This window comes from Streptomyces sp. NPDC050422, assembly GCF_044458665.1.
Lineage (GTDB): Bacteria > Actinomycetota > Actinomycetes > Streptomycetales > Streptomycetaceae > Streptomyces.
This window is the reverse complement of record NZ_JBITIE010000021.1, coordinates 119,552-145,888: the sequence shown is the minus strand read 5'-3', so window position 1 is coordinate 145,888 and position 26,337 is coordinate 119,552. Positions and strand designations below refer to the sequence as shown.

Genomic DNA, 26,337 nt, shown 5'->3' with positions numbered 1-26,337 from the left:
CCTCGCACACCACGCGCGGCATCAGCGGCTGTCACACCACCACACGGTGTGGCAGCCGCTCGGCGTAGCCGCCTCCGCAGCGCAGGCGGCTCCGGCCCATCGAGGCGTCCCCCAGGTTCTCCACCGCACCTCGACGCCGGGGCCGGGACGAGATTCTCCCCCGCACCGTCACGCAGGTGGTGTTCCTCGCGGCGACGCTCACGCCGGTCCGGCTGACGTTGCCCCGGCCGAGGCGGCGCGGTGGCCCGATGAGCAGCACCGCCGGCAGCGGCGGCACCGTCGGCCGGTGCAGCCCTGCCGCCGCAGGTGGGCAGGTCAGTCGTGCAGGCCCGCCTCCTGCGCGAGTACCGCCGCCTGGACGCGGTTGGTGCAGTCGGTGCGGGTGAGGATGCTGCTGATGTGGGCCTTGACCGTGCCGGAGCTCAGGTGGAGCTGCGCGGCGATCCCGGCGTTGGAGAGCCCGGTGCCCAGCAGCCGGAGGACGTTCCGCTCGGCCTGCGTCAGGTCCGCGATCCGGCGTGCCGCGACATCGCTGTTGTGGCCCGACCGCGTCCGGAAGTCCACTAGTTGGCGGGTGACCTGCGGGGCGAGGACCGGTTCTCCGGCGGCGGCGCGGCGTACGGCGTCGATGAGCTCGCGGGGGCCGGTGTCCTTGAGGAGGTAGCCGTGGGCTCCGGCACGCAGGGCGCGGGTGACGCTCGGCTCCTCGCCGAAGGCCGTCAGCATCACCACCCGGGTGCGGGGCGAGTGGCGGAGGATCTCGGCGGCACCGGTGATGCCGTCGCCGGGCATGCGGATGTCGAGAAGGGCGACATCGACGGGGTGCGCGCGGCAGGCCGCGACGGCCTCACGGGCGTCCTGCGCCTCGGCCACGATCCGGACCTCGTCGTCGTTCTCCAGGATCAGCCGGATCCCGGCGCGCATCAGCGCTTCGTCGTCGGCGATCAGCACTCGGATCATCGGTTCAGTGTAGGACCGCCATGATCAGCAGCGCGAGGGTGCCTGCGACCGTCGGCAGCAGCACCAGCATCGCCGCGCAGCCCCCGCCCAGGAGTCGGGGCCACGTGAGGACCTCCGTGGACAGCAGGGGACGGGACCCCGCCCCGCCTGACACGGCCTCGGACGACATGGCGTACACGTGCGGCACGTCGGGACGGGCCGGTATGCGGGCGGAGAGGGCGAAGCCGCCCTCCGGACGCGGTCCGGCGTCGAGGGCGCCACCGAGCAGGCTGATCCGCTCCCGGAGGCCGACAAGCCCGCTGCGGTTGCCGTCCCCGGGTGAACAGGGCACCGGCGGGGCGTCGTTGACGACGGTGACCACCACCCGGTCCCCCTCGTCGTGGAACCCCACGCGGACGGGGGCGCCGGGCGCGTGCTTCAGCGCGTTGGCGAGCCCCTCGCGGGTGACACGGTGGACCGCCTGCCGGGTGCGGGCGTCCGCGTCCGCGGGCCCGGTCGCGTTCCAGTGCAGTTCGGCGTCGGCGCCCGCGTTCCGGGAATCCGCGACGAGGGCCGAGAGATCCTCGCGGGTCCCTCGCTCACCGGTCTCCCCGTCCGACTGGTGGCGGAGGACGCCGAGGATGCCACGCAGCTCCTGCATGGCTGTTCCCGCGGTGGAGTGCAGGAGTTCGGCCTGGGCGGCAAGTGGGGGCGCCTGTCGTTCCGCGGCGAGCTGGAGGGCCCCGGCGTGCATCGAGATGAGGCCGATGCGGTGTCCGAGCAGATCGTGCATCTCGCCGGCGATGCGCGCCCGTTCCTCCATGCGGGCCGCCCTCTCGGTGAGGAAGCGGGCCTGTTCGAGGTAGGCGTTACGTTCCCGCAGCAGCCCCGTCAGCGGCCGGCGACGGCCCAGCATCAGGCCGGACAGCGCGGGCAGCAGGATGAACAGCGCGCTCACGCCCGCGTCGGCGAGCAGGTACGGAACTTCCGGGAGTCCGCTGAAGGACTGGGCGGCAATCGACGCGAACACGGAGCCGGCCGCGCTCACCCCGACCACCCCCCGGGCGCGCCGAGCCGGCGCGATGCGGCGCGCAGCGGACCACACGACGCACGGCACCACCACCACCGCCCACACGTTGGCCCCGGCGACCACCGGCACACAGCACAGGACCGCCAGTGCCGGGTACACCCGCCGCGCGGGTACGAGCAGCACCGCCCACACCCCCAGGAGGGCCGCCATGACCGGGTGGGCCGGCGGGATCAGCCAGATCGGCGCCAGCGCGCACAGCAGCGCCAGAGCGGCCCATACGGACTCCGTGACGACGGTTCGCCGGGGCGCGGCGCGCACCGCGTCCCGGAGCGCGGCGGCCTCGCGGCGCATCCGCCTCCACGGTTGCACTGCCTGGCTCATGGTTCCTCCGTGTAGGTGCCGTTCCCAACGGCTCCGCTCGTCGTACGTGTTGGCGGGCCGGCAGGGGCCTCAGGCAGCTCGTGCCGCTCCTCCCGGCACCCGGAGCTCCGGCTCCGCGCGCAGCGCGGCGACGTCCACTCCGCTCCCGGCCAGTACACGCTCGATCTCCGCCACGGACTCCGCGTCCGTCCCGGTCTCGTCCAGCAGGGCGGCCAGCAGGTGGGTCGTGCCGACCGTGGGCGAGCCCTGGGCGGAAGCGGTGAGCTGTGTGACGTGCAGGAGCCGTCGGTCGTGATCGGCGGCGCCGTCGACCACCGGGGGCGCCCCCGCCCCCGCCGCGGCCCCGGCGGAGGAGGACAGCACTCGGGCGACCGCATCCTGCCGTGCGCCGTGCCGGCGCAGCAGCCGGGCCCCCTGGTTCGCTCCCGTGAGCTTCTCGGGCAGCTCACGTCCCGCGACGCTCAACGACCGGTCCAGCGCGAGGATGCCCAGCAGTACGTCGACGGGCTCCTGCACCGGCGCCCCGCGTCGCACCGCTCCCCGGAGCGCCTCCGCGCGCACCGCGCTCACGACCGCGGATCCGAACCCTGCGCCACCTCCGAAGATCCAGGCGCTGAACTTCCTGGTCAGCGGATTGCCGCTCTTCCCGAACGTCCCCGACTTGCGCAGCACCAGGACCGATCCGGGCTCCGGCGGGACGTCGCTCCCCCGCAACGCGCCGAGCGCCGCCGAGGCGGCGGAGACGTCCAGCTTCTCCACGACCATGGCCTCGCGGGCACGCGTACCGGGCAGCTCGATCAGCGCGTGCGCCACATGGCGGACGCCCACCGAAAGGGTGCCCTCCTCCCGCGCGGCCTTCAGCGCGTCCCGAAGGCATGCGCGCAACGCGCCGGTCACGGGAGGGAGTTCGAGGCTCTCCTGCTCCTCCCCCTCCTCCTTCTTCCGGTTCTTCCAACGCAGCCTCTTGGCCCTGTCCTGCCGGACCTCCCGCCAGACGGCGTCGATCTCCCGCTCGTCGTCCGGAGCTTCCGGAGCTCCCACCGTGCCGTCACCCGCGTCGTCGCTGACCCACACGGATGTACCCCGGCACCCGATCGACCCGTCGAGCGAGCCGGCGGCCCTCATACCGGGGGCGATCGCGGAGCCCGCGGCCGAGTCACCCGACACGAGCGCGGCCAGCACACTCTCCGTACCGACGTCCTCGCGTTCCTGCTTGTCCACCTTGTTCATCGCCTCCAGCAACAGCCTGACGACGTCGCTCTCGAACTCGGTGGTCGCACCGGCATCGCGTTCGGACGTTCGCTGATCCATCGGGCCCTCTTCTCCGTGCTGTCACCTGCCGAGAAGGACGCTAGCCCGCACGCTCCTGCTCCGCGTCGGCCGACCGGCCATGCTTCCGGGCCGAACGGCCGGACCCTTCCGTCCGGGCGGACGAGGGGCCGTGCACGCTCCGTACACGTCATCGTCCGGAACACCCTCTGTCCTGCCCGGACGACCTGGCGAACGCTACGGCCACGGAGCAGCCGACGGCCGTACGGAAGGTGCGCCGGGCGGGCTGCGGGCCGGGCCCTCGAACTCGGCTGCCCCACCGTGCCTCCGGCTGCGGCGTACGACGTACGGGAGCGGCTTCCGCAGCATCTCCAGCGTGCTCTGTCGCCGGTCCTGGCGGGTGCCCGACGAGTACGCCTCGCCGGGTGAAACATTTCCCGGCGGCCACCGCATCTAGAAGGGTGTAGGTGAGAGGGAGTGGCGGTTGAGGCAGTCCAAGGAAGGTGCCTTCCGTGAGTTCGCGGAAGCCCGCATGGGTCATCTGTTCCGTTCGGCGTGCCTGCTGACCGGTGGGGACACACATCTCGCGGAGGATCTCGTACAGGAGACGCTCGGCCGGATGTACACGGTCTGGGGGCGCACGTCGCGTGTCGGGAACCCTGCGGCGTATGCGCAGACCGTGCTGGTGCGGTGCTATCTCGGACACCGGAGGCGCAGGTCGGCGGGGGAACGGCCGAGTGGCGAACTGCCGGACCGGGCCGGTGAGTCGGCGGGCGACGCGTCGCTGAGGATGACGCTCCTAGACGCGTTGCGCGACCTGCCGCCCAAGGACCGGGCAGTGATCGTGCTGCGTTACTGGGAGGACCGGTCGGTCACGGAGACCGCGGATGCGCTGCACGTCAGTTCGGCGGCGGTACGGACCCGCAGCACCCGTGCGCTCGCCCGGCTGCGTGAGCAACTCGGCGGCAGCATCGGCGAGCTGGCCGCGTACTGAGCCTGCCGCGCACTGAACTCTCTTCATTCTCTCTTCTTCGTTCTTTATCCACAGGTGTGGGGACGGTGGTGGTCGGCATGCACGAAAACGGTGCGCAGAAGGACTCGGACTCCTTCGAGGGCGAGCTCGGCTCGGCAATGAAGCAGGCAGGGGAGGGGTTCTCCGTCGCAGGAGGCCCCCTCGTGGACGGCGGGGTCGCGCGCGGCCGGCGCCGGGCGGTGCTGCGCCGCAGCGCCGCGGTGACCGGGAGCGTCGCGGCGCTGGCCGCGATCGGGCTCGGCGGATCGTTCCTCACGGGGGACATCGGCGCCTCGCGGGACGAGGGCAACGGAGCTGCGGTGGGTGCGCAGTCGACGCGGCCCGCGGGCAAGGTCAAGGGACCGTATGCGAATCTCTCCCCCGAGGAGCAGGTGCGCAGGACGCTCGAAGACCTGTTGCCGGAAGGCAGGTTCAGCGAGCAGCCCGGCAGCGGCGGTACGGGTGACCTGAAGGGCCCGCGCCCGCCGGCCGCCTCCGTCGTGTACGACGACGGCCACGGGAAGGCCGCCCTGTCGGTGTCCCTGAGCCGGCAGGACCCCGACCAGAAGCTGAACGAGGACGAGCTCTCCTGCCCGGACCGCAATCTGAACACGTACGAGGACTGCACTGCCACGACGTCGAAGGACGGCTCACGGCTCGTGCTGTACAAGGGCTGGGAGTACCCGGACCGTCGCGAGGAGACCAAGTGGTGGTACGCGGACCTGCTGACGCCCGAGGGCTACCGGGTCCAGGTGTACGAATGGAACGCGCCCGCGGAGAAGGGCGCTCCTATCAGCCGTCCCACCCCGCCGCTGTCGCTGGACCGGATGAAGGCCGTGGCCCGGGCCGAGGAGTGGCTCCCGATCCTCGATGCCCTCCCCAGTCCCGAGCCCGCGAAGCCGGTGCCCTCGCCGCCGGGCCCGCAAGGTCTGAGCGGTGACGTGATCCTGGACAGGCTGACCAGGCAGCTCCCCGACCGCCTGACGGTGAAGGCGTCCGGGAAGCAGGGGACGGAGTACGCGTACGTCGTGGTGGACGACGGCCGGGGCAAGAGCTTCGTGCAGATCAACGTCCAGCCGGACATGTCCGACGTCGAGGGTGATCTCTTCGGCTCCGACACGAAGGTCCTGGCAGACGGCACGAAGGTCGCCACCCATGAGGGGCCGGGCGAGAAGGGCGGCGAGGGCGTGAAGATGAGGCAGGTCGACACGATCCGCCCCGACGGCCTCCGGGTGGTGATCTCCGCCTTCAACACGGCGAACCAGAACGAGGCCGCCACCCGCGAGGAGCCCGCCCTGACGCTCGCCGAACTGCAGAAGATCGCCACGAGCAAGCTCTGGCGGAGCTAGGGCCTTTCGTTTGGATCAGGCCGGATCAGGGAGCGGGGTCCGGTGCGTGCAGCTCCAAGGCGGAGGAGGGAGTCACTGCGGAGCATTGGCGACCGACGACAACGCCGCAGATGCGCGTGCCGGCCCCGCGAGCCCGGCGTGATCCAAACGAAAGGCCCTAAGGGCTCTCCGGCGAAGCCAAGGGCTGTCCGGCGGTGCGGGCGGGGTCCTGGCCGGGGCGGCGTGCCGGAGCCCCTACGTCCACCGGCTCCGGCAGGCCTGGGGGCGGGACGCATCGCCAGGGAAGGCCGGGGGCAACAGGGAGAGCACGCCCCGGGGCTTCACCACCAAGGGTGCGCCGTACGAGACCTGCGGGATCAGCCTCGAAGGACAGGCCCGTCACGGCCGCGGAGTCCGACGAGGGCGACGCGTACCGCCACAGCCCGGTCGTCCGGACCGGCTGACGGATACGCGCCGCCTGCGGGCCCCTACGCGTTCAGCGCCTCCTGCATGACGAGCGACCCCTGCTCGACCATCTCGCCGATGGGGCCTGCCAGTTCGTCGGGCGTCACGTCGGTCGTCCAGACGAAGCGGCTGCGCCCGCCGGTCTCGGCGACGACCTGCATGGAGGCGTGATGGTGCTTCGGCGCCATGGAGCCGCCGACCACCGCGTAGGCCACCCGGCGGGCCTCGTCATCGATGTCGACGACCAGTTCGTGTACGACGGCACCGTTCGCGAACGTCACGATCCTCACGTCCGCCTCCATGCGGGTGTCGGTGACGAAGCCCGGCGCCAGGCGCTCGTGTACGGCTCCGACGTCGCGCAGAGCCTCCCAGACGCTCTCCGGGGCGTTGTCGATCAGGAATTCCTTGCGGATGTGAGCCATGTGGTCTTCTCCAGTCGGGTGACTGCTCGGGCGTCGGCGGTGGAGCAGCGCGAAGTGCGACAGCGCTCAGCCTGCTGGCCGGCCCCCGTCCCGGTCTTGAAGATTCTTGCGCGGGCCACTGTCCGACCCCCGGCGTAGCGTTCAGGAGTGCTCACCTCCACCGTCCTCGCCGCCCGGCCCGACTTCAGCATCACCGCGGTGAACTGCCGGGACGACCACACCCGCTGGTCACCGGCGGAGGTCCGCGCGGACTACCGGGTGGTGCTCGTGCGCAGGGGCCGGTTCCGCAGGCAGACAGGCGGCGTACCGGCCGAGGTCGACCTGACGATGGCCTACCTCGGGGTCCCGGGCGAGGAGGAGCGCTTCGCGCATCCGGCGGGCGGGGGCGACGCGTGCACATCGATCAGCCTGACACCCGCGCTGTGGAGGGTCGTGGCGGGTGAGGACGCCCGCCCCGCCCGGTCGAGCGTGTACGTGGGCGCCCGGCTCGATCTGGCCCACCGCCGCGTCCTCGCGTCCGCCCGCACCGGTGACGTGGACCATGCGGTGACCGAGGAACTCCTCGGCCTGCTCTCCGCCACCGTCGGCCGGGCCGTCGACGGAGCCGTGCCGGCCGGCGCCCGTCCCGGCCGGGACGAGGCCTCGCTCGTCGCCGCGGCCCGGCATGCGATCGGTGCGGCCCACCCCGCGTCCGAGGGGCTGCTGCCGCTCGCGGAGCTCCTCGGCGTCTCGCCGTACCGCCTGAGCCGCTCCTTCACCCGCGAACTGGGAGTGTCGCTGACCCGCTACCGCAACCGGGTCCGTATCGGCCGGGCCCTCGACCGGCTGGACGCGGGCGAGGACAGTCTCGCCACCCTCGCCGCCGACCTGGGCTTCTCCGACCAGGCCCATCTCTGCCGGACGATGCGCCAGTACCTCGGCCACACGCCGACGGCACTGCGGCGGCTCCTCGCCCCGCAGTCAGCCTGACAAGGTGTCACTCACCGTACGGGGAAGCCGTAGGCGAACCCCTGCTCCCGCAGCCAGGGCAGCACCTCGCGCAGCGCGGCCAGGGTCTGGGAGCGGTCCCCTCCGGCGTCGTGGAAGAGGACGGTCGGCCCGCTGGAGATCTCGCTCTTGACGGTGGCGACGATGGTGGCCACACCGGGGTGCTCGAAGTCCTTGGTGTCCACGTTCCAGCCCAGCGGTCGCATGCCCCGCGAGGCGGCGAGCTGTCGGCTGTACGGGGTGAAGGCGCCGCCCGGGGCGCGGTAGTACTGCGGCCGGACACCGCCGGATGCCTTGGTGATCATGCGCTCGGCGTCCAGGATCTCCTTGGCCTGGTAGGCCTCGGACTTCTTGTCCATGCCGGTGTCGTGCGAGACCGTGTGGTTGCACAGCCGGTGGCCGTCCGCCACGACCTCCTTGACGAGGTTCGGATACGCCTGGGCCTGCGTGCCGACCATGCAGAAGGTGGCCTTCACGCCGCTGTCCTTCAGCAGTTGAAGCACCTGAGGCGTCCACGTCGGGTCAGGTCCGTCGTCGATGGTGATGTTGACGCCCTTGGCACCGCGGTCCGAGGCGTGCGCGATGTCCGCGGCCACCTTGGTCACCTGCTCCTGGGGCTTGGCCTCGGGCGACGAGACACCTGCCCGCTGACCGGCCGCTACGGTGCCGGCCTGCGCGGTCCACACGGAGGTCGCCGCGGCCAGAGCGGTCACTCCGAGCGCTGCTGCGAGAAGCCGGCCGTGCCATCCCTTTCCCTTGTGCCTTGCCATGTCGCCCGCCCCTTTTGCCGTCTCCACCGATGCTGTGCACCCATCAAGACACACGAACCCCCTTGGTGGCTGCCTCGGTTACCGATCGCGGACAAACCTGCAGGGGACCGGCGACAAAGGCAGGGATTCCGCGACGGACGAGGGGCGCTCCGGGCATGACGAAGCCGATCTACACGGCAGAGGCGCACGTGACCGGAGGCCGCACCCGGGGCCACGGGCGGACGAGCGACGGCCAACTGGAGTTGCACCTGCGGCAGCCGAAGGAACTGGGCGGTGACGGCGAGGGCGGTAATCCCGAGCAGTTGTTCGCGATCGGCTACGCCGCCTGCTTCGCGACCGTGCTGTCGATGGTGGGCCGGAGCAGGGAACTCGACGCGGACGACGCCGCGATCGACTCACGGGTGGCTCTCCTCCCGACCGGGGCCGGGACGTTCGGGCTGGCCGTCGAACTCGACATCTTGCTCCCGTCGGTGGGAGACCCCGGCCAGCGTGCGGACCTCGTCCGCACGGCACACCGGATGTGCCCGTACTCCAACGCCACACGCGGGAACATCGACGTCACGCTGGTGGTGAACGGCGCGAAGGTGTAAGCCAAGGGCGGCGGCGCCATGCGGGCGGGCGAGGAGTCCCCCGCCCGCCTGGATGTCATCGGCGGGTGTTCAGGCGGGCCCGCAGCAGGTTGGGGTCGGTGGCGGTGTACGCGGCGCTGAGCACGTACACGTTGTCGCGGCGCAGGGCGATGGACGTGGGCCCCTGGAGCCCGTCGGCGGCGTCGAGGACGGTGGTGCTGGTGCCGTCGGGCCGGATGCGCACGACCTCGTTGGGGCCGTTGAGTGCGGCGAGGACCTGGTCGCCGCGGCCGGTGAAGGCGAAGTCGTCGATGCCGACGAGGCCGGATGCCTTCACCTCGGGTGCGCCGGCACGGTTGCCGGGGCGGACGGGGATGCGCAGGAGGGTACCCCGGTCGAGGTTGCTCACCCACAGCGCGCCGTCGTGCACCTTCGCACCGTTCGCGCCGAGGAACCCGGTCGAGGCGAGTTCGGGCGCGGTGGACCACGCGGTGGGCGTCCCGCCCGTGGTGGGGACGGTCCACACGGTGCCAAGGACGGAGTCGGTGATGTAGAGCCGCTTGCTCCGCTCATCCAGAGCGAGCCCGTTGGGCAGCCCGTCCGCGGGCAGGGCGGCGATGCGCTGCGGGTCCTGTCCCGGACGCAGCCGCCACAGGCCCGTCAGGTCGGCCGTACCGGTGGCGTACAGCACGTACACGGTGCCGTCCGCGTCGCGGACGATGCCGGTGGTCAGGGCGAAACCGAGGACGGGTGTGTGGTCTGCGCCGTCGGCGGGTGCGGGCAGCGTGGCCAGGACGCGGATCGCGCCACGGGGAGTGACGCGGGCGACCTGGCGGGCTCCGGCGAAGGTGACGTACGCCGAGCCGTCGGGCAGCAACGCGATGTTCTCCGGCATCTGCCGCGCGGACAGGTCGAAATGGCGGGCGATACGGACGTCGGTCAGCGGCTCGCCGCTCCCGGGCGTCGCGCCGGCCGGTGCGGCCGTGGTGAGGGCCGCGGCGGCCGCGAGGAAGGCCGACACGGTGGCCATGATGGCTCGCTTGGACATGGTTCTTCTCCGGTTTCGGGCAGGGGGCAGCCGCGGTGCGGTGCCTGGGTCATGGAGGCGCGTCCGGGGGCGGTCGTGCCGCCGGCCGGTGGGCGCGGGCCGAACGGCTCAGGGGCCGTCCGGGGTCATCCGGTGGTGCGAGGGTGCGCGTCGAGCCGGGGCGCGGTGGTTTCCCGCGGCGCGACGGTGTGAGCGAGCAGGGCCAGCGCGGTCGCGGAGGGCGATCCGGGGGTGGCCGTGGCCACCACCAGGGCCGGACCGTCGCCCTGCGGGCTCTGCAACGTCTGCTGGGTGACGGTGAGGGCCCCGACCAGCGGGTGACGCATCCCGTAGTCGGCGGTGCCGCAGGCCAGGATTCGGTGATCCGCCCACATCGTGGCGAACTCCGGGCTGCGCATGGCAAGTTCACCGATCAGGGCGGCGAGCTGCGGATCGTCCGGGTGCCGCCCGGCGGTCAGGCGGAGGTTGCCCACCACGGCCCCGGCCTTGGCCGGCCAGTCCGTGTACAGCTCGCGGGTGTGTGCGTCGAGGAACACCATCCGTGCCATGTTGGGCCGTTGGCGCGGGTCGTCGGGACTGCTCGGGTCGAGATGGCCGGCGAACAGCGCGTGTCCTTGACGGTTCCAGGCCAGCACGTCGCTGCGGCGGCCCAGGACGATGGCGGGTGTGCTGTCGAGGGCGGCCAGCAGCGACCGGGTGGCCTCGGTGACGCGTTCGGCCCTCGACCGGCCGGCGGTTCTCGTTCCTCTCGGTGAGCGGGCCAGGGCGTGCAGGTGAGCCCGCTCCGGCCCGTCCAGCCGAAGGGCACCGGCGAGGGCGTCGAGCACCTCGGGGGAGGCGTTGTGCGACTGCCCCTGTTCGAGGCGGGTGTAGTAGGGGGCGCTGATCCCGGCGAGCAGCGCAAGCTCCTCCCGCCGCAGCCCCGGCACCCGGCGCCGCTCCCCGTACGTCCGCAACCCGACTTCCTCGGGCTGCAGTTGGGCTCTGCGTGCCTGGAGGAAGTCGGCGAGTCGCCCCTGCTTCTTCATGTCACCGAGTATGCGCATCCTCGGCATTCCCTGCCTCACCCTGCCGGGGTACGGATCACGGGAACAGGCACCACCCCATCGCGCTGCCCGAAAGGGCCGTGCCGGACTCCGGCCCATGAGCCTCGACCAAGCCCTCATCGACGCCGCCACGGAACTCATGGACCGACGCTGGCCTCCGGGTGAACCCGGCGGCGCCGCCGCCGTACGGCTGGCCGACGGCGGGATCCTCACCAGCGTCGGGCTGGACAACCTGCACGGTTCCGTCGCCCTCTGCCAGGAGACCGGCGCCTTCATCCAGGCCTTCACGCAGGACCGTGCCGTCGTCGCCTCCGCCTGCGTCTGCCGGGACCTCGAACGGAGCCGGGTCCTCATCCTCCCCCCGTGCGGCATCTGCCAGGAGCGGCTGGCGCTCTGGGGCCCGGCGGTGGAGGTCGCGGTACCGGAGGACGGCGATCCGACGCGCTGGCAGGCGCGCTCCCTCGCGGAGGTGCCCAACCGGTGACGGCGACGACCCGGTCCACCCAGGACGGCTCCGCCGTCGGCCCGGCCGGCCGCGGTGCGGGCCGGCCGGATGTGTTCCACTCCCGTTCGTCCATGGCCGGGAGTCAAGCACGGGGCTGCGACATCGCCCCGCGCGTGACTACGCGCGGAGGTCCAGGACGCCGAGGGCGTCCCGACGGCTCATCGCCCCGCGCGCGTGACTACGCGCGGCGCCTGTTGCGCCACAGCCATCCGCAACCGGCCAGCGTCACGAGGAACACCAGGGCGACGAGTATCCAGCGCGCCACCGACTCCGCCGCACTTCCCTGGTGGTGGACGGGCGAGAAGTACCAGATGATGTGGGTGGCCACCGGGATGAAGACGGTCATGGCCAGGCCGGTCCACTTCTGGGACACCGTCCAGTAGCGCGCCCGGCACACGATCACGACGGCGGCGGCCCTGACCGCGAAGGCGATCCAGCTGAGGGCTATTCCCCCGAGGTACGGCAGCACGTCGCCCGCCAACAGGAGCGCGAGCGGCAGCCAGGCCGGGGAGCGGCGGCGGCCGGGCTTGCGGGGCTGCGCGGCCGGAGTCGCGCCGAGTTCCTGGAGGGCCGTCGCGGCGATGGCGCGCGGGTCGCCCACCTCCTGCAGGATCTCGCGCACGCTGCCCGGCCGTTCGGCGAGGGCGACCTCGATGTGCTCACCGAGGTCGGCGATGAGCTCCTGGCGGGCCGCGGCCGGCAGCGTCGACGTCTCGCGTTCGACTGCCGCCAGGTAGTCGCGCGTCAGCGTTTCATCGGTCTTCAAGGTGGTGCCCTTCCGTGTGCGCACCGAGCCCCTTGCCCGGCATGACGAGGTGGTCGACGGCGTGCCGGAATCCCGGCCAGACGGCGGTGAAGCGGGCGAGGGCGGCATGACCGGCCTCGGACAGTTCGTAGTAGCGCCGGGGCGGACCCGACGTCGACTCCCGCCACGTCGTGAGGACGAGCTCCTCCCGCCGCAGCCGTGACAGCAGGGGATAGACCGTGCCCTGGCCGGTCGCCAGGGCGCCCGTCTCCTCCAGTTCGCGCAGCAGCTGCACCCCGTACTTCGCCTCGTCCCGCATCAGCGCGAGGACGCAGTACTCCAGCACTCCCTTGAGCAGCTGGCTCTCGATCCGGCCCGAGGTCCGGCCGCCCGCCTCACCACTTGCCTTACCGGGTTCCATGCAATGCAATGTACCAGACGGCGCAAGCTACCCGTGCGGACATCCGCGGCCGTGAGATTTCGGCAACCCCCACGCAATGAAATACGGCGGAAACATCCCGGGCCCTCCGACGAAACGCTCACCGGTCACGCTCTCAGTCGCCCGCACCGCACGCGCCCCGAGGAGGGACTCCCCCGTGACCCCCGCGACCGTGGCCGCGGCCGGCATCGACACAGGTGACACCGCCTGGCTGCTCGCCGCCACCGCACTCGTCCTGCTGATGACACCCGGGCTCGCGCTCTTCTACGGCGGCATGGTCCGGACGAAGAACGTACTCAACATGCTGATGATGAGCTTCGTCTCGATCGCTCTCGTCACCGTCGTCTGGCTGCTCGCCGGGTACTCGCTGGCCTTCGGCGACGACGCGTTCGGCGGGCTCGTCGGGGATCTGCGGCACGTCGGCATGGCCGGCATCGGACCCGACAGCGTGACCGGCAGTGTGCCGACCCTGCTGTTCACCACGTTCCAGCTGACCTTCGCCATCGTCACCGCCGCACTGATCAGCGGTGCGATCGCGGACCGTACGAGGTTCGCCGCGTGGCTCGTCCTCGTGCCCGTGTGGACGCTGCTCGTCTACGCCCCCGTCGCGCACTGGGTGTGGGGCCCCGGCGGCTGGATCAAGGACGCGCTGGGCGCGCTCGACTTCGCCGGCGGGCTGGTCGTGGAGATCGCGTCCGGGGCGTCCGGACTGGCGCTCGCGCTCGTCGTGGGGCCGCGCATCGGGTTCAAGAAGGACGCGATGCGTCCGCACAACCTGCCCATGGTGATGCTCGGCGCCGGACTGCTCTGGTTCGGCTGGCTCGGCTTCAACGGCGGCTCCGCACTCGGCGCGAACGGCCTGGCGGCCGCCTCGGTCCTCAACACCCTGGTCGCCGGCTGCACCGGACTGCTCGGCTGGCTCTTCGTCGAGCAGAAGCGCGACGGCCACCCCACCACCTTCGGCGCCGCCTCGGGCGCGGTCGCCGGGCTGGTCGCGATCACCCCCGCGTGCGGCACGGTGGGCATCCTGGGCGGCGCCGCCGTCGGCCTGACCGCGGGCGTCCTCTGCTCGTACGCGGTCGCGTGGAAGTTCCGCTTCGGCTACGACGACTCGCTGGACGTCGTCGGCGTGCACTTCGTCGGCGGCATCGTCGGCACCCTGCTCATCGGCCTGTTCGCGACGGCCACGATGACCGGCGGCGCGGAAGGCCTGTTGTACGGGGGCGGGTTCGGCCAGCTCTCCCGGCAGGCCGTCGCCGTCCTGGCCGTGGCCGCGTACACCTTCCTCATGACGTACGGAATCGGCAAGGCCGTCGACCGGTTCATGGGCCTGCGCGCCTCCGCGGACGAGGAGCTCACCGGCCTCGACCAGACACTGCACGCGGAGAGCGCCTACGATCACGGCGCCCTGGGTCATGGCGCTCCGCAGGCCGTACCCGCCCGGCCGACGCCGCTCCCCAAGGACAGGAACTCCGCCTCATGAAGCTCATCACCGCCGTCGTCAGACCGCACCGCCTCGACGAGGTGAAGACCGCGCTGCGGGAACTGGGCGTGCAGGGCCTCACCGTCACCGAGGCCAGCGGCTACGGGCGACAGCACGGCCACACCGAGGTGTACCGGGGCGCCGAGTACCGGGTCGACCTGGTCCCCAAGGTCCGCGTCGAGGTCGTCGTCGCGGACCCGGAGGCCGAACCGGTCATCGACGCGATCGTGCGCGCCGCCCGCACCGACCGCATCGGCGACGGCAAGGTGTGGATGCAGCCGGTCGACGTGGTGGTGCGGGTCCGCACGGGTGAGCGCGGGCCGGACGCGCTGTAGGGCCGGGGCCCGCAGGCACTCGGCACAGGCCCTCGGCACAGGCACTCGGCACAGGCCCCGCCACAGCACCGAGACTGCACCGCCCTCGCCGTCGCCTCGGCGGAGCGGCCCGCAGCACCTCGGGGCTGAGCCGGCCGGCCGCGCGGGCCCGTTCCTCGCGTTCGCGCTTGAGGTAGAAGAGCGTGTAGTCGACGCCGACCGCGAGCCCCATGAGCAGGATCACGTTGGTCCCGACGCCGGGGTCGGGCATCAGGTGCGAGGCCAGCATGGCCAGGCCCATCGTCGCGGCGATCGAGGAGAGGGCCGGCAGCAGCGGCACCCCGGCCATGACGACGGAGCCGAACACGACGAGCAGGATGACGAGCGTCACCGGCAGGGAGAGGCGCTCGGACAGTGCGAGGTCGTCCCCGCGCTGGTCGTTGACGCCCTTGCTGATGGCGGGCGAACCGGTCTCCTCCACGACGAGGTCCGGGTGGGCGGCGGCCACCTGCGCGGTCCGGTCGAGGAGCGGGACGACGTTCTTCTTGGCGTCGAGTTCGGCGCCGTTCATGACTATGGTCACCCGCAGGGCCGTGCCGTCCTTCGACCGGACGGGCGGCACCACCCGGTCCACCTCGGGCAGCGCGTCCATCCGGGCGGTGAGGTCACGGGCCGCGGCGGTGGCCCGTTCCGTGTCCAGGGGGCCGGACCTGGCGCGGATCAGGACGTGCTCGGTGGGCCGGCGCTGGAGGCTGCCGTCGGTGGCCATCGACTCGGCGTGGCCCGCCTCGCCGACCCAGAAGTCCTTGGTGGTGGCCGGGTTGTTGCCGGCGGCGATGCCCGCGCCGAGGCACAGCAGCACGAAGACGAACCAGCCGACGATCGCGCGCCACGGGTGCCGGGCGCTCCAACGGGCCATACGTACGGGTCGCATTCTCATGCGTCCATGCTGGTTCGCGGGGCCCTCCCCCCGGCAGCCCCGCCCGGTGGAACCCGGTGTCCACCGGCCGGTGGACACGGCCCCGGGGCCATCCCCCGTAACGGCGTCGGAGGTGGGCCGCGTACCGGACGAAGTGCGGTCAGATGCCGGCTTCCAGGCGGGCTTCCAGGCGGGCCCTCGCCTCGGGCCACTCGTCGGCGAGCAGCGAGAAGTAGACCGTGTCGCGCCAGGTGCCGTCGGGACGCCGGCGGTGGCGTCGCAGCACCCCTTCGCGCCGGGCGCCGAGCCGCGCGATCGCTTCCTGCGAGCGGACGTTGAGGTGGTCCGTCTTCAACTGCACGCGTCCCATACCCAGTTCGCCGAAGGCGTGGCCGATCAGGAGAAGCTTCGTCTCGGTGTTGACCGCCGAGCGCCAGTGGGCGCGGCCGTACCACGTCGAGCCGATCTCCAGGCGTTCGTCGGCCGCGTCGACGTCCATGTAGGTGGTCCAGCCGACCGCCCGGCCGCTCGCGCGGTGGATGACGGCGAACGGGACGTACGTCCCGCGCCGTGCGGCCGCGAGCAGGTCCGCGAGCTTCTCGCCGAGCTCCTCCGGGGTGTGCGGGGTCGGTCCGCCCTGCCAGCGCCAGACCTCGTCGTCACCGCCGCCGGCGGCGAAGAGGTCGTCGAGGTGGTCCGGGGACAGCGGCTCGACGCGGACGTGGCGGCCGGTCAGGGTCACGGGGAGCGGGGTCGTGGCAGGCATGCCGGAATGCTAACCCATTCGAACTAGACAGAAAAGATCTATGTACTAGTACGAAACTCAGTGGGGGGTCTCCGCGTCCTCCGTGCCCGTCCGCACCTCGCGCAGGGCCGCCGCCGCGGTCCGTATCGCGGGCAGCTCCGCGTACAGCGCCTCGCCGGGACAGTTGGTCTGGTACGCGTCGCGGTGGCCCGAGATGACGTGCAGCACGGCCGCCTTGCCCTTCGGGTACCTGCTCGCGTCGTTCGTCGAGACCAGCCGCACCGTGCCGCGCGGATCGGACCCGGGCCGCAGCTTCCACGCGGCCACCTCGGCCAGCGCCCGGACGATGGCCTTCGGCACCTTGGCCCCGCGCCCGTAGTTGCCCAGCACGGCTATGCCCACGCTGTCGGCGTTGAAGCCGCTGGTGTGCGCCCCGCGGACCTGCCGCGTGATGCCGCCGGCCCGGCCCTCGTAGATCGTGCCGCACCGGTCGACGAGGAAGTTGTAGCCGATGTCGTCCCAGCCGTTGCCCTTGATGTGGGCCTCCTCCACCGACCGCAGCATGCGCGGCACGTCCGCGCAGTCGTAGGTGTTGGACTCCCCCGTGTGATGGATGAAGACCGCCCGCACGGCGCCCGTGTAGACCGCGTGCTCCCGCACCATCCTCTCGTTCGCGTGCCAGCCCGCCCGGGTGACGATCGTCGGCTGCGGCACCCCGCGCGCCCGCTCGTGCACCGGGGCGTCAGGCGGCGGGGGCAGCACGAGGCGCACCGGGGCGTCCCGCAGCATCAGAAGGGTGAGCGGGAGGACCGCGGCGGCCGGCCAGAGTCGGTATCGGTGCCACATGGGACCACCCTGCGGCCTGACCGCCCGGCGCGCAGATGCGGTGGCCGATCGGGTGAAACCGCTGGTCCGGACCGCGCGCCGGGCGTGGCGGGCCGTCCAAGGGCCTTTCGCCCGTACGCCGCTTCAGCAGCCCCCGTGACGCGGCAGCCGGTACGCCGAGTCCAGCCGGTACGTCCCGCCCCTCGGCACGGTCAGCCGCGTCCACTCGCCGTCCTGCCGCAGGCAGCCCCCGGTGGCGCCCTCGACGCCGCGCACCCGCAGCCACGGCGAATGGGCGAGACGGACGGTCACCGAACCCGCCTCGGGCATCCGCACCACCAGCTCCGCGTCGTCGAGGCGTACGACCTCGGCGGGGGCCTCCACCAGCGGCTTCGCGCCCCGCACCCGGTAGATCGACCACCCGTCGTCCTGCCACACCCGCTTCAGCCAGGGCTGCCCTGCCCTGACCAGCGCCGCCTCGGCCTCGGCGGGACCGTCCGGCTGCCCGTGGTGCAGCACCACGTAGCCCACGGCCCACCGGTCCAGCCAGGCCCGGTAGTCGGCGGGGGACAGCGACCCGTCGTAGAAGAGCCGCCCCCGTTCGACGTCGAGCTGGCGGTTCCAGCCACGCGCCATGTTCACGTGCGGCGCGAGCACGGCCGCCTCGCGGTGGTTGCGGGCCGGGACGACCTCCACGCGGCCGAGATCGGCGTCGAGGCGGTGCAGCTCGCCGACAACGCCCTCGGTGCGGGACGCCCAGGACGGCACGGCGGTGGACACCTGGAGGTCGTCCACGGTCTTGTCGACCAGCCAGTTGGCGGACAGCACGAGGGCCACCGCCATCATGGCGGCCCGCGCCCACGCCTTCTCCCGGACGAGCGCGAGGACCGCCGTCAACAGCACGGGCACCGCGACGAGTCCGAGCAGCCGCTCCACGTTCGTCCCGATCGGGGAGGCGATGAGGAACGTGAGGAGCACGCCGACGGCGTACACCACGGCGCCGTACCGCAGCAGACGCCATTCCCGGCCCAACGGCGCCGCGACCGCGAGGACGGCACAGACGACGATCGGCATCCACAGTCTGTTGGCGTGCATGGGCTGTTCGCCCTCGAACGGGAAGAGCACCGTGGTGGCGCCCACGACCGCGAAGAACGGCACCATCAGCACCGCACCCCTGCGCCACTGCCGGTCCAGGAGGTACGCCGCCCCCGCCACCACGAGGAACAGCCCCGCGACCGGACTGGCCATGGTCGCCAGTGCCCCGGCCACCACGGCGGTCACCGATCGGTGGACGTACAGGCAGGCGACGAGCCCGATGGCGACGCCGAGCGCGAAGGTCGTACGCCCCGACGCGACGTTGCACCACAGGGTGAGCGCGGCCAGGACCGCGGGAAGGACGGCGTGCGGCACCCCCTTGCGCACGAAGAGCAGGGCCATCAGCCAGGTGGCCGCGATCCCGGCGGCCACGGACACCGCCCGGACGCCGAAGAAGGCCATCACGTACGAGGAGAAGACGCTGTAGTTGGCCGTGTGCATCCCCCCGTACCAGGAGAGGTTGTAGGCCGCGCCCGGGTGGCGGGCGGTGAACCCCGACCAGGCCAGCTGCGCGGCGAGGTCACCGCCGCCGGTGGCCAGGACGGCCGCCCACACGGCATAGAGCGGAATCACGACGGCCACGGCGACGACCGGCACCCGGTACCGCCGCCACCACGGATCCGGGCCTTCCTGCTCACCGTTCCGCTCCCGGAGGACGCGGCCCCGTCCGGTGTCCCCCACTGCTGTCTGCGACTCCCCGCTGGCATACACCCGGCAACCCTAGGACAACCCGCCCCGCGGCACACGGGCGATATTCTGGGGAGAGCGCGCCCAGGCCGGCAGGAGACGTGTGTCCACGAAGTTCCGCACCCCGCAGACCGCCGTCGTCGCGGTGGTCGCGCTCGGCGGCGCGACGGGCGCGTCCGCCCGCTACGGGGCCACGCTGCTGTGGCCCACCGCGACGGGCGGATTCCCGTGGACGACCCTCGTGGTGAACGTCGTCGGCTGTGCGGTGATCGGGGTGTTCATGGTGGTGATCAGCGAGGCGTGGCCGGCCCACCGCCTGGTGCGGCCGTTCTTCGGTACGGGGGTGCTGGGCGGGTTCACCACGTTCTCCACGTACGCCGTGGACATCGAGCGTCTCGTGGACGGGGGCCGGGTCCGTACCGGTCTGGCGTATCTGGGCCTGACACTGCTCGCGGCCCTCGCGGCGGTGTGGAGTGCGGTGTGGCTGACACGCCGCGCACTCGCGTGGAGGCAGACATGACGACGCCGGACACAGCACCGGGCCTGCGGCTGACCGTCCTGGTCGGCGAGTCCGACACCTGGCACCACCGGCCCGTCTGCACGGAGATCGTGCACCGGGCGCACGCGGCGGGACTGTCGGGGGCCAGTGTGTTCCGGGGGATCGAGGGCTTCGGTGCGTCCTCGATGATCCACACCCAGCGGCTGCTGTCGCTCAGCGAGGACCTGCCCGTGGCGGTGGTGATCGTGGACACGGAGGCGAAGGTCCGTGCGTTCCTGCCGCTGATCGCCGAACTGACGGGCGACGGCCCGGTCACCCTGGACGCCTGCGAGATCGTCCGCCCGGGACGGGATCCCGGGGAGCCCCGTTGAACTGGCTGCTGGTGATCGTCGGCGCGGCGGTCGGCGCCCCGCTGCGGTATCTGACCGACCGGGCGGTGCAGGCGAGGCACGACACCGTCTTCCCGTGGGGGACCTTCACGGTGAACGTGAGCGGCTGCCTGGTGCTGGGCCTGCTGACCGGCGCGGTGGCGGCCGGCGCCGCGTCCTCGCACCTGCAGCTGCTGCTCGGCACGGGGCTCTGCGGGGCGCTGACCACGTACTCGACGTTCAGTTACGAGACGCTGCGGCTGGCCGAGGGCGGGGCACGGTTCTACGCGGCGGCCAACGCGGTGGCGAGCGTGGTCGTGGGTCTCGGCGCGGCGTTCGCCGGTGTCACGCTCGCCGAGGCGCTCTGGACCTGAGACGGCCGCACGCCGCACGCGCCGAGGCCCGGCCTCCCTCTCGGGGAGACCGGGCCTCGGTGTGTGTGACGGTGCGGCTCAGACGTCCTGGCCGGGCGACCCCAGCGCTGCCGAAGCCGCTTCCAGGGGGCTGAGCACCACGGGCGCGGCGGGGGCCGGGACGGACCGGCAGGTGAAGCCGAGACGCGAGAGCGCCCTGGTCACCTCACCGGCCGAGAAGTCGCGGCGGTCCTGCCGGGTGATGACCTCGCCCACCTGCTTGACGGGGTACACACGACGGCTGATGATCACCGATTCCCCGGTGACGGGTTCGGGCTTGATGCCCTTCATCGATTCCTCGACCTCGTGCTTGAACAGGTCGAACGGGAAACGGGCGATGACGCAGCGCATAGTGCCTCAACGGGGTCGGGGTACGGAACCGGGCGGGAACGCGGGAATCGGTCGGTCAGGCGGCGCGGCCGCCGGCTGCGCGGCGCGGTGCGCCACCGCCCCGCGGCTGGGAGGAGGACGGTGCCGACGACGAGGACGACGACGAGCGACGCGCCTGGGCCGGGCGGCTGCGCCGGCCGCGCGAGGAGGAGCCGCCCTTGGGGCGCTCGGATGCCGGCGAGGTGATGGTGACGGGGATGCCCGAGGGCGCCTGCGCACCGGTGATCCGGCTCAGCTCGGCCTCGCCGGAGCGGACCTCGGCGATCTGCGGGGTGATCCCGGCGTCGGACATCAGGCGCGTCATCTCGCGGCGCTGGTTGGGCAGCACCAGCGTGACGACACTGCCGGACTCACCGGCGCGGGCGGTGCGGCCGCCGCGGTGCAGGTAGTCCTTGTGGTCGCTCGGCGGATCGACGTTGACGACCAGGTCGAGGTTGTCGACGTGGATGCCGCGCGCCGCGACGTTCGTGGCGACCAGCACCGTGACGTGTCCGGTCTTGAAGCGCGTCAGGGTCCGGGTGCGCTGCGGCTGGGACTTCCCGCCGTGCAGCGCCGCCGCCCGTACACCGCTGCTGAGCAGGTGGTCGGTGAGCTTGTCCACGGCGTGCTTGGTGTCGAGGAACATGATCACCCGGCCGTCGCGGGCGGCGATCTCCGTCGTCGTGGCGTACTTGTCGGCGCCGCGGACGTAGAGCACGTGGTGCTCCATCGTCGTCACCGCACCGGCGGCCGGGTCGACCGAGTGGACGACCGGGTCGTGCAGGTAGCGGCGGACCAGCAGGTCGACGTTACGGTCCAGGGTCGCCGAGAACAGCATCCGCTGGCCCTCCGGCTGCACCTGGTCGAGCAGCTCGGTGACCTGCGGCATGAAGCCCATGTCGGCCATCTGGTCGGCCTCGTCCAGGACGGTGATGGAGACCCGGTCCAGGTTGCAGTCGCCGCGCTCGATCAGGTCCTTGAGCCGGCCCGGAGTGGCGACGACGACCTCGGAGCCGCCACGCAGCGCGGCGGACTGCCGGCCGATCGACATGCCGCCGACGACGGTGGCCATCCGCAGCTTGAGCGAGCGGGCGTACGGGGTGAGCGCGTCGGTGACCTGCTGGGCCAGTTCCCGGGTGGGCACGAGGATCAGGGCCAGCGGGCGGCGGGCCTCGGCGCGCCGTCCCTCGATGCGGGCCAGCAGGGCCAGTCCGAACGCGAGCGTCTTGCCGGAGCCGGTGCGGCCGCGGCCGAGCACGTCACGGCCGGCGAGCGAGTTCGGCAGCGTGGCCGCCTGGATCGGGAACGGCAGGGTGACGCCCTCGGTGGCGAGCGCCGCCAGCAGGGGCGCGGGCATGTCCAGATCGGCGAAGGCCTCGACGGCGGGCAGTCCCGGCGTGATCGTCTTCGGCAGGGCGAACTCGCCCTGCTTGGCCGCGGGGCGGCGGCCGTAGCCACCGCCACCACCGGAGCGCTGGGCCGGAGCGCCGAAGCGTCCCTGCCCGCCGCCCTGGCGGCCCGGGGCCTGCGAGCGGAAGCCGCCGCCCGAGCGGGAGCCGCCGGAACCGGTGGCTCCACCGCCGCGGGTGGTACGGGCGAAACGGTCATTGGAACGAGTTGTGCGATCGCGGTTCATACAGAACCTTTCCTCGATATGGCGCGTATCGAGGAATTCATTGCGGCGACGAGCGGCACAAGAATCGCAAGAACGGGCCGTTGGCATACGTGAACGAAGCCCGGCAGCCGGTCTTGAGCCGATACGGGCCCGGCAGAGCCGGGTCCGGCGCTTCGCAATGACGGACGAGCCGGGCCGGGATGCGGTCCTGCTGGTCTCGTCACGGGGCTCCGGCGGACCGGTGGTCCGGGAGCCATGGCGGATCGTCCGCCGCACGGTGTGGAGCGTGGGTCCTGTGCGCTTCCCCGGCGGCTCGTGGCGGTGGTACCGGCACGGCGTGCACGGGGGCGGACCCGGGAAAAGCAACGAGCTGGGGCCCGCACCCAAGGTGCGGGCCCCAGCTGTGGATGCTCACTCAGCGCGTAAGCGCCGGTGTCATCGGATTCACGCGGGGGTGATGTTCTCCGCCTGCGGGCCCTTCTGGCCCTGCGTGACGTCGAAGTTCACCTTCTGGCCCTCCTGCAGCTCACGGAAGCCGCTGGCGGCGATGTTCGAGTAGTGGGCGAAGACGTCAGCGCCGCCACCATCCTGCTCGATGAAGCCGAAGCCCTTTTCCGCGTTGAACCACTTGACGGTGCCAGTAGCCATGTTTTATCTCCTTCTGGGGCAGAGCCCGGGGACTCGCACTGTGCCAGTCCCACGTCGCCGCGATGATTACCCCATCCGGATAATGAACCGGAAAATACAAAAGCGCACCCACCAGCCCATTTAGCTGAGGAGAGCACTTGGAGTCTTTGGGAACCACAACTGCAACTGAGATCTACAGTAGCACAATGAATGCGAGCGGGCGCGGCAAGTAATTTCGCTCCGTCCGGCGCGTCATAAACCTTCACCGGGCATTGCATAAAATTCTGTGCTTGCGGCTACAGATATTCGTCGCTCCGTGCTACGGAGCCCGGGGCCCGGCGCCCCGCCCTCCCCCCGGACCGGGGCCGGGGGGAGAGCGCACAGGTCAGCCGCGCGCGAACCTGAGCGTGACCAGCTCGAAGGGTCGCAGCGCCAACTGCACCCCACTGTCGCGGAGTTCAGGCGTCTCCGCATCGGCCAGCGGCCGCTCCAGCAGGTCGCACACCGCCACGCCGCCGGCCTCGAAGCCGGTGGCGAGCCGGACCTTGGCACGGCCGCCCGTCGACTCGTAGACGCGCACCACGAGGTCGCCGCTCGCGTCGTCCGCCAGCTTGACCGCGCTCACGACGACCGCGTCGTTGTCGACGGCCACCAGCGCGGCCACCTCGCCGCCGCCGGTCACCCGGCGCTCCGGCAGGTTGATGCGGAAGCCCTCGCGGACCGCGTCGCCGATCGCCGCACCGGGGACCAGCGCGTGCCCGAAGCGGTGGACACCCTGGTCGGTCTCCGGGTCGGGGAAGCGGGGGGCGCGCAGCAGCGAGACCCGCACGGTGGTCGTCGTACCGGCGTCGGAGTCGCGGACGGTACGGGTCACGTCGTGGCCGTACGTCGAGTCGTTGACGAGTGCCACGCCCCAGCCCGGCTCCTCCAGGTGGACGAAGCGGTGGTTGCAGGCCTCGAACTTGGCGGCCTCCCAGCTCGTGTTGGTGTGGGTGGCCCGGTAGAAGTGCCCGAACTGCGTCTCGGAGGCGTACCGCTCGGCGTGGACGTCCAGGGGGAAGGCCGCCTTGAGGAACTTCTCCGTCTCGTGCCAGTCGACCTCGGTGTCGATGTCGAGCCGCTTGGTGCCCGGTGCGAGGGTCAGCAGCTGGGTGACCTTCGAGTCGCCGAAGCTGCGGACGATCCGTACGGAGGCGGCGCCGCCGGCCTCGACGGGGGTGAGCTCGTCGAGGTCCGTCAGGTCGGTGACGGTGTTGCGGTAGAACTCATCGACGTCCCACGCGTCCCACATGTTCGGGAAGTCCGGGTGGATCTGCAGCAGGTTCGCGGCCAGCCCCGGCGCGACGCTCTCGCGCTCGGCGCCGATGTCGTAAGCCGACACGACCAGTCCGCGGGCGTCGATCTCCACCCGGAGCAGCCCGTTGTCCAGCACGTAGCCGCCGCCCTCGCGCGGGGCGGGGGCCGGGGCGCTGACGGCGGGGACGGCCGTCGCCGCACCGGCGCCGACGCCGCCGCGCGCGTGCGGGGCGGAGTTGAAGACGAGGACCTCGCCCGTCGCGGAGTCACCGGCCAGGGCCCGCTGGGCGGCGTCGATGATGCCGTTCAGCTCCTCGGCGACGGCCGCGTACGTCTTCTCCGCCTCGCGGTGCACCCAGGCGATCGACGAGCCGGGCAGGATGTCGTGGAACTGGTGCAGCAGGACCGTCTTCCAGATGCGGTCCAGTTGCTCGTACGGATAGGCGGTTCCGGTCCGGACCGCAGCGGTGGCGGCCCACAGCTCGGCCTCGCGCAGCAGGTGCTCGCTGCGGCGGTTGCCCTGCTTCGTCTTCGCCTGGCTGGTGAGCGTGGCCCGGTGCAGCTCCAGGTAGAGCTCGCCGACCCACACGGGAGCGTTCGGGTACTCCGCCTCCGCCTTGGTGAAGAAGTCGGTGGGCGTCTCCCACGTCACCGTCGCCGAGCCCTCCAGGCTCCGCATCCTGGCGGCCTTGGCGATCATCTCGCGGGTGGTGCCGCCACCGCCGTCGCCCCAGCCGGTCGGGGCGAGGGAGTGCTGGGCGACACCCTTGTCCTTGAAGTTCTTCGCCGCGTGGGCGATCTCGCTGCCCTTCATCGAGCAGTTGTACGTGTCGACGGGCGGGAAGTGCGTGAAGATCCGGGTGCCGTCGATGCCCTCCCACTGGAAGGTGTGGTGCGGGAACTTGTTGGTCTGGCTCCACGAGATCTTCTGCGTGAGCAGCCACTTGGAGCCCGCGGCCTTGATGATCTGCGGCAGACCGGCCGCGAAGCCGAAGGTGTCGGGCAGCCACGCCTCGTCGTTCTCGATGCCGAACTCGTCGAGGAAGAAACGCTTGCCGTGCACGAACTGGCGGGCCATGGCCTCGGATCCGGGCATGTTCGTGTCGGACTCGACCCACATTCCGCCGGACGGCACGAACCGTCCCTCGGCCACGGCCTTCTTGACCTTGGCGTAGACCTCGGGGCGGTGCTCCTTGATCCAGGCGAACTGCTGGGCCTGCGACATCGCGAAGACGAAGTCGGGCTCGTCCTCCAGGAGCGCGGTCATGTTGGACGTCGTACGGGCCACCTTGCGGACCGTCTCACGCAGCGGCCACAGCCAGGCGGAGTCGATGTGCGCGTGGCCGACGGCGCTGATGCGGTGCGCGGACGGCTGGGCGGGGGTCGCGAGGACCTCGGCGAGCTGCGCGCGTGCGGCGGCCGCGGTGCCGTTGACGTCCTGGAGGTCGACCGCGTCCAGGGCGCGGCCGATGGCGCGCAGGATGTCCCAGCGCCGGGCACCGTCGACGGGCAGTTCCTGCATCAGCTCACCCAGCACCTCCAGGTCCTGGACGAGGTTCCACACGTGCTCGTCGAAGACGGCGAGGTCCATCCGGGCGAGGGTGTACTGCGGCTCGTCGCCCGCGGTGTCCTTGTCGCCGAGCGTGGTCGGCAGGAAGGGGTGGTAGTCGAGGATGACCGGGTTGGACGCCGCCTCGATGTGCAGCAGCACTTCCTCGCCGCCGGCCGCCGGAGCGCCCACACGCACCCACTGGTTGCGCGGGTTGAGGCCCTTCACCGGGGTGCCGTCGGGACGGTAGACGAGGCCCTCGCACTGGAACCCCGGCATGTTCTCGTCGAAGCCGAGGTCGAGCAGCGCCTCGACGGTCCGGCCGGCCCAGGCCTCGGGGACCGTACCGGAGACCCGGAACCAGCAGGTGCCCCACGGAGCACCCCACCGGTCGCCGACCGCGATCGGCTCGGTGGCACCGGCCAGGCCCTCCGCGACGGGCACGGGCTCACCCGGCGCGTTCCAGACGGCGACGTCCAGCGGGACGGATTCCGGGTATACGGCCGGCCGGATGCGCTCGTCGAGGACGCGCTTCAGACGGGCTTCGACCAGGCTGCGGTCGTCGTGCATGAGGGGGC

Annotated in this window: 27 protein-coding genes and 1 pseudogene; 10 read left to right on the top strand and 18 right to left on the bottom strand. The window is 71.9% G+C overall.

Annotated elements, in window-relative coordinates; translation table 11 throughout:
- Nucleotides 1–31: 31 nt before the first annotated feature.
- The 4 genes from ACIBJG_RS30520 to ACIBJG_RS30505 all read right to left on the bottom strand — a co-directional run bounded on the left by ACIBJG_RS30520 (nucleotide 32) and on the right by ACIBJG_RS30505 (nucleotide 3,661).
- Nucleotides 32–277, bottom strand: coding sequence for a hypothetical protein (locus ACIBJG_RS30520; RefSeq protein ID WP_399312346.1), 246 nt, complete (start codon nucleotides 275–277; stop codon nucleotides 32–34).
- 38 nt (nucleotides 278–315) lie between these two features.
- The gene (locus ACIBJG_RS30515; RefSeq protein WP_399312344.1) at nucleotides 316–960 is read right to left on the bottom strand and encodes a response regulator; all 645 of its coding nucleotides are present in this window, start codon (nucleotides 958–960) and stop codon (nucleotides 316–318) included.
- A gap of 4 nt (nucleotides 961–964) precedes the next feature.
- Nucleotides 965–2,350 (bottom strand): sensor histidine kinase, encoded by a 1,386-nt coding sequence (locus tag ACIBJG_RS30510; protein WP_399312342.1) that lies wholly within the window; start codon nucleotides 2,348–2,350, stop codon nucleotides 965–967.
- 69 nt (nucleotides 2,351–2,419) lie between these two features.
- Nucleotides 2,420–3,661 (bottom strand): Clp protease N-terminal domain-containing protein, encoded by a 1,242-nt coding sequence (locus ACIBJG_RS30505; RefSeq protein ID WP_399312340.1) that lies wholly within the window; start codon nucleotides 3,659–3,661, stop codon nucleotides 2,420–2,422.
- Between the two features lie 442 nt (nucleotides 3,662–4,103).
- Between ACIBJG_RS30505 and ACIBJG_RS30500 the strand changes: the two genes are divergently transcribed.
- Nucleotides 4,104–4,613, top strand: a complete 510-nt coding sequence (locus ACIBJG_RS30500) for a SigE family RNA polymerase sigma factor (protein ID WP_399312339.1) — start codon at nucleotides 4,104–4,106, stop codon at nucleotides 4,611–4,613.
- 77 nt (nucleotides 4,614–4,690) lie between these two features.
- The gene (locus tag ACIBJG_RS30495) at nucleotides 4,691–5,980 is read left to right on the top strand and encodes a hypothetical protein (protein ID WP_399312337.1); all 1,290 of its coding nucleotides are present in this window, start codon (nucleotides 4,691–4,693) and stop codon (nucleotides 5,978–5,980) included.
- Nucleotides 5,981–6,447: 467 nt separating this feature from the next.
- On the opposite strand, the gene ACIBJG_RS30490 is transcribed toward ACIBJG_RS30495, so the two are convergent.
- Nucleotides 6,448–6,846, bottom strand: a complete 399-nt coding sequence (locus tag ACIBJG_RS30490) for an SRPBCC family protein (RefSeq protein ID WP_399312336.1) — start codon at nucleotides 6,844–6,846, stop codon at nucleotides 6,448–6,450.
- A gap of 147 nt (nucleotides 6,847–6,993) precedes the next feature.
- Between ACIBJG_RS30490 and ACIBJG_RS30485 the strand changes: the two genes are divergently transcribed.
- Nucleotides 6,994–7,815, top strand: coding sequence for a helix-turn-helix domain-containing protein (locus ACIBJG_RS30485; protein ID WP_399312334.1), 822 nt, complete (start codon nucleotides 6,994–6,996; stop codon nucleotides 7,813–7,815).
- Between the two features lie 11 nt (nucleotides 7,816–7,826).
- Here ACIBJG_RS30485 and ACIBJG_RS30480 read toward each other — a convergent pair whose 3' ends face one another.
- Nucleotides 7,827–8,603, bottom strand: coding sequence for a polysaccharide deacetylase family protein (locus ACIBJG_RS30480; protein WP_399312332.1), 777 nt, complete (start codon nucleotides 8,601–8,603; stop codon nucleotides 7,827–7,829).
- Nucleotides 8,604–8,758: 155 nt separating this feature from the next.
- Here ACIBJG_RS30480 and ACIBJG_RS30475 point away from each other — a divergent pair, with 155 nt between their 5' ends.
- Nucleotides 8,759–9,193 (top strand): organic hydroperoxide resistance protein, encoded by a 435-nt coding sequence (locus tag ACIBJG_RS30475; protein ID WP_399312330.1) that lies wholly within the window; start codon nucleotides 8,759–8,761, stop codon nucleotides 9,191–9,193.
- 55 nt (nucleotides 9,194–9,248) lie between these two features.
- Here ACIBJG_RS30475 and ACIBJG_RS30470 read toward each other — a convergent pair whose 3' ends face one another.
- A complete protein-coding gene (locus tag ACIBJG_RS30470; RefSeq protein ID WP_399312329.1) occupies nucleotides 9,249–10,220 on the bottom strand; it encodes a hypothetical protein in 972 nt (323 codons plus the stop codon).
- 125 nt (nucleotides 10,221–10,345) lie between these two features.
- Nucleotides 10,346–11,248 carry a helix-turn-helix domain-containing protein gene (locus ACIBJG_RS30465; protein ID WP_399312327.1) on the bottom strand — a complete coding sequence of 301 codons (903 nt, stop codon included), beginning with the start codon at nucleotides 11,246–11,248 and terminating at the stop codon, nucleotides 10,346–10,348.
- Between the two features lie 115 nt (nucleotides 11,249–11,363).
- Between ACIBJG_RS30465 and ACIBJG_RS30460 the strand changes: the two genes are divergently transcribed.
- Nucleotides 11,364–11,750 carry a cytidine deaminase gene (locus ACIBJG_RS30460; protein ID WP_399312325.1) on the top strand — a complete coding sequence of 129 codons (387 nt, stop codon included), beginning with the start codon at nucleotides 11,364–11,366 and terminating at the stop codon, nucleotides 11,748–11,750.
- Nucleotides 11,751–11,949: 199 nt separating this feature from the next.
- Here the strand turns inward: ACIBJG_RS30460 and ACIBJG_RS30455 are convergent, their stop codons facing one another.
- Both ACIBJG_RS30455 and ACIBJG_RS30450 read right to left on the bottom strand, forming a co-directional pair.
- A complete protein-coding gene (locus ACIBJG_RS30455) occupies nucleotides 11,950–12,537 on the bottom strand; it encodes an HAAS signaling domain-containing protein (protein WP_399312324.1) in 588 nt (195 codons plus the stop codon).
- Nucleotides 12,524–12,937: a PadR family transcriptional regulator gene (locus ACIBJG_RS30450; protein WP_399312322.1), complete on the bottom strand. Its 414-nt coding sequence runs from the start codon at nucleotides 12,935–12,937 to the stop codon at nucleotides 12,524–12,526. The genes ACIBJG_RS30455 and ACIBJG_RS30450 overlap by 14 nt, the downstream gene beginning before the upstream one ends.
- Before the next feature lie 175 nt (nucleotides 12,938–13,112).
- On the opposite strand from ACIBJG_RS30450, the gene ACIBJG_RS30445 reads away from it, so the two are divergent.
- Together ACIBJG_RS30445 and ACIBJG_RS30440 are read left to right on the top strand one after the other, a co-directional pair.
- A complete protein-coding gene (locus ACIBJG_RS30445) occupies nucleotides 13,113–14,438 on the top strand; it encodes an ammonium transporter (protein ID WP_399312320.1) in 1,326 nt (441 codons plus the stop codon).
- On the top strand, nucleotides 14,435–14,773 hold the full coding sequence (locus ACIBJG_RS30440; RefSeq protein WP_399312318.1) for a P-II family nitrogen regulator: 339 nt from the start codon (nucleotides 14,435–14,437) through the stop codon (nucleotides 14,771–14,773). Before ACIBJG_RS30445 ends, ACIBJG_RS30440 begins: the two co-directional genes overlap by 4 nt.
- A gap of 112 nt (nucleotides 14,774–14,885) precedes the next feature.
- Here ACIBJG_RS30440 and ACIBJG_RS30435 read toward each other — a convergent pair.
- The 4 genes and pseudogenes from ACIBJG_RS30435 to ACIBJG_RS30420 form a co-directional block, all read right to left on the bottom strand.
- Nucleotides 14,886–15,692 (bottom strand): annotated as a pseudogene (locus ACIBJG_RS30435) (MMPL family transporter); the annotation flags it as partial.
- 139 nt (nucleotides 15,693–15,831) lie between these two features.
- Nucleotides 15,832–16,437, bottom strand: coding sequence for a GNAT family N-acetyltransferase (locus ACIBJG_RS30430; protein ID WP_399312316.1), 606 nt, complete (start codon nucleotides 16,435–16,437; stop codon nucleotides 15,832–15,834).
- Between the two features lie 57 nt (nucleotides 16,438–16,494).
- Complete coding sequence (locus tag ACIBJG_RS30425; protein WP_399312314.1) at nucleotides 16,495–17,262, bottom strand: peptidoglycan recognition protein; 768 nt, start codon at nucleotides 17,260–17,262, stop codon at nucleotides 16,495–16,497.
- Nucleotides 17,263–17,385: 123 nt separating this feature from the next.
- Nucleotides 17,386–18,933 (bottom strand): hypothetical protein, encoded by a 1,548-nt coding sequence (locus ACIBJG_RS30420; protein WP_399312374.1) that lies wholly within the window; start codon nucleotides 18,931–18,933, stop codon nucleotides 17,386–17,388.
- Nucleotides 18,934–19,126: 193 nt separating this feature from the next.
- On the opposite strand from ACIBJG_RS30420, the gene crcB (ACIBJG_RS30415) reads away from it, so the two are divergent.
- The 3 genes from crcB (ACIBJG_RS30415) to crcB (ACIBJG_RS30405) are packed head-to-tail and all read left to right on the top strand — an operon-like array spanning nucleotide 19,127 to nucleotide 20,264.
- Nucleotides 19,127–19,543, top strand: a complete 417-nt coding sequence (crcB, locus tag ACIBJG_RS30415) for a fluoride efflux transporter CrcB (protein ID WP_399312312.1) — start codon at nucleotides 19,127–19,129, stop codon at nucleotides 19,541–19,543.
- Nucleotides 19,540–19,893 carry a DUF190 domain-containing protein gene (locus ACIBJG_RS30410; RefSeq protein ID WP_399312310.1) on the top strand — a complete coding sequence of 118 codons (354 nt, stop codon included), beginning with the start codon at nucleotides 19,540–19,542 and terminating at the stop codon, nucleotides 19,891–19,893. Before crcB (ACIBJG_RS30415) ends, ACIBJG_RS30410 begins: the two co-directional genes overlap by 4 nt.
- Entirely contained in the window at nucleotides 19,890–20,264 is a 375-nt protein-coding gene (crcB, locus tag ACIBJG_RS30405) for a fluoride efflux transporter CrcB (RefSeq protein WP_399312308.1), read from the top strand. The genes ACIBJG_RS30410 and crcB (ACIBJG_RS30405) overlap by 4 nt, the downstream gene beginning before the upstream one ends.
- Before the next feature lie 78 nt (nucleotides 20,265–20,342).
- Here crcB (ACIBJG_RS30405) and ACIBJG_RS30400 read toward each other — a convergent pair whose 3' ends face one another.
- The 4 genes from ACIBJG_RS30400 to ACIBJG_RS30385 form a co-directional block, all read right to left on the bottom strand.
- Nucleotides 20,343–20,654 (bottom strand): SCO5918 family protein, encoded by a 312-nt coding sequence (locus ACIBJG_RS30400; protein ID WP_399312307.1) that lies wholly within the window; start codon nucleotides 20,652–20,654, stop codon nucleotides 20,343–20,345.
- A gap of 55 nt (nucleotides 20,655–20,709) precedes the next feature.
- Nucleotides 20,710–22,308, bottom strand: a complete 1,599-nt coding sequence (locus ACIBJG_RS30395; RefSeq protein WP_399312305.1) for a DEAD/DEAH box helicase — start codon at nucleotides 22,306–22,308, stop codon at nucleotides 20,710–20,712.
- Between the two features lie 423 nt (nucleotides 22,309–22,731).
- Nucleotides 22,732–22,935, bottom strand: coding sequence for a cold-shock protein (locus tag ACIBJG_RS30390; RefSeq protein WP_015609674.1), 204 nt, complete (start codon nucleotides 22,933–22,935; stop codon nucleotides 22,732–22,734).
- A 364-nt stretch (nucleotides 22,936–23,299) separates the two neighbouring features.
- Complete coding sequence (locus ACIBJG_RS30385; RefSeq protein ID WP_399312303.1) at nucleotides 23,300–26,329, bottom strand: alpha-mannosidase; 3,030 nt, start codon at nucleotides 26,327–26,329, stop codon at nucleotides 23,300–23,302.
- Nucleotides 26,330–26,337 lie beyond the last annotated feature (8 nt).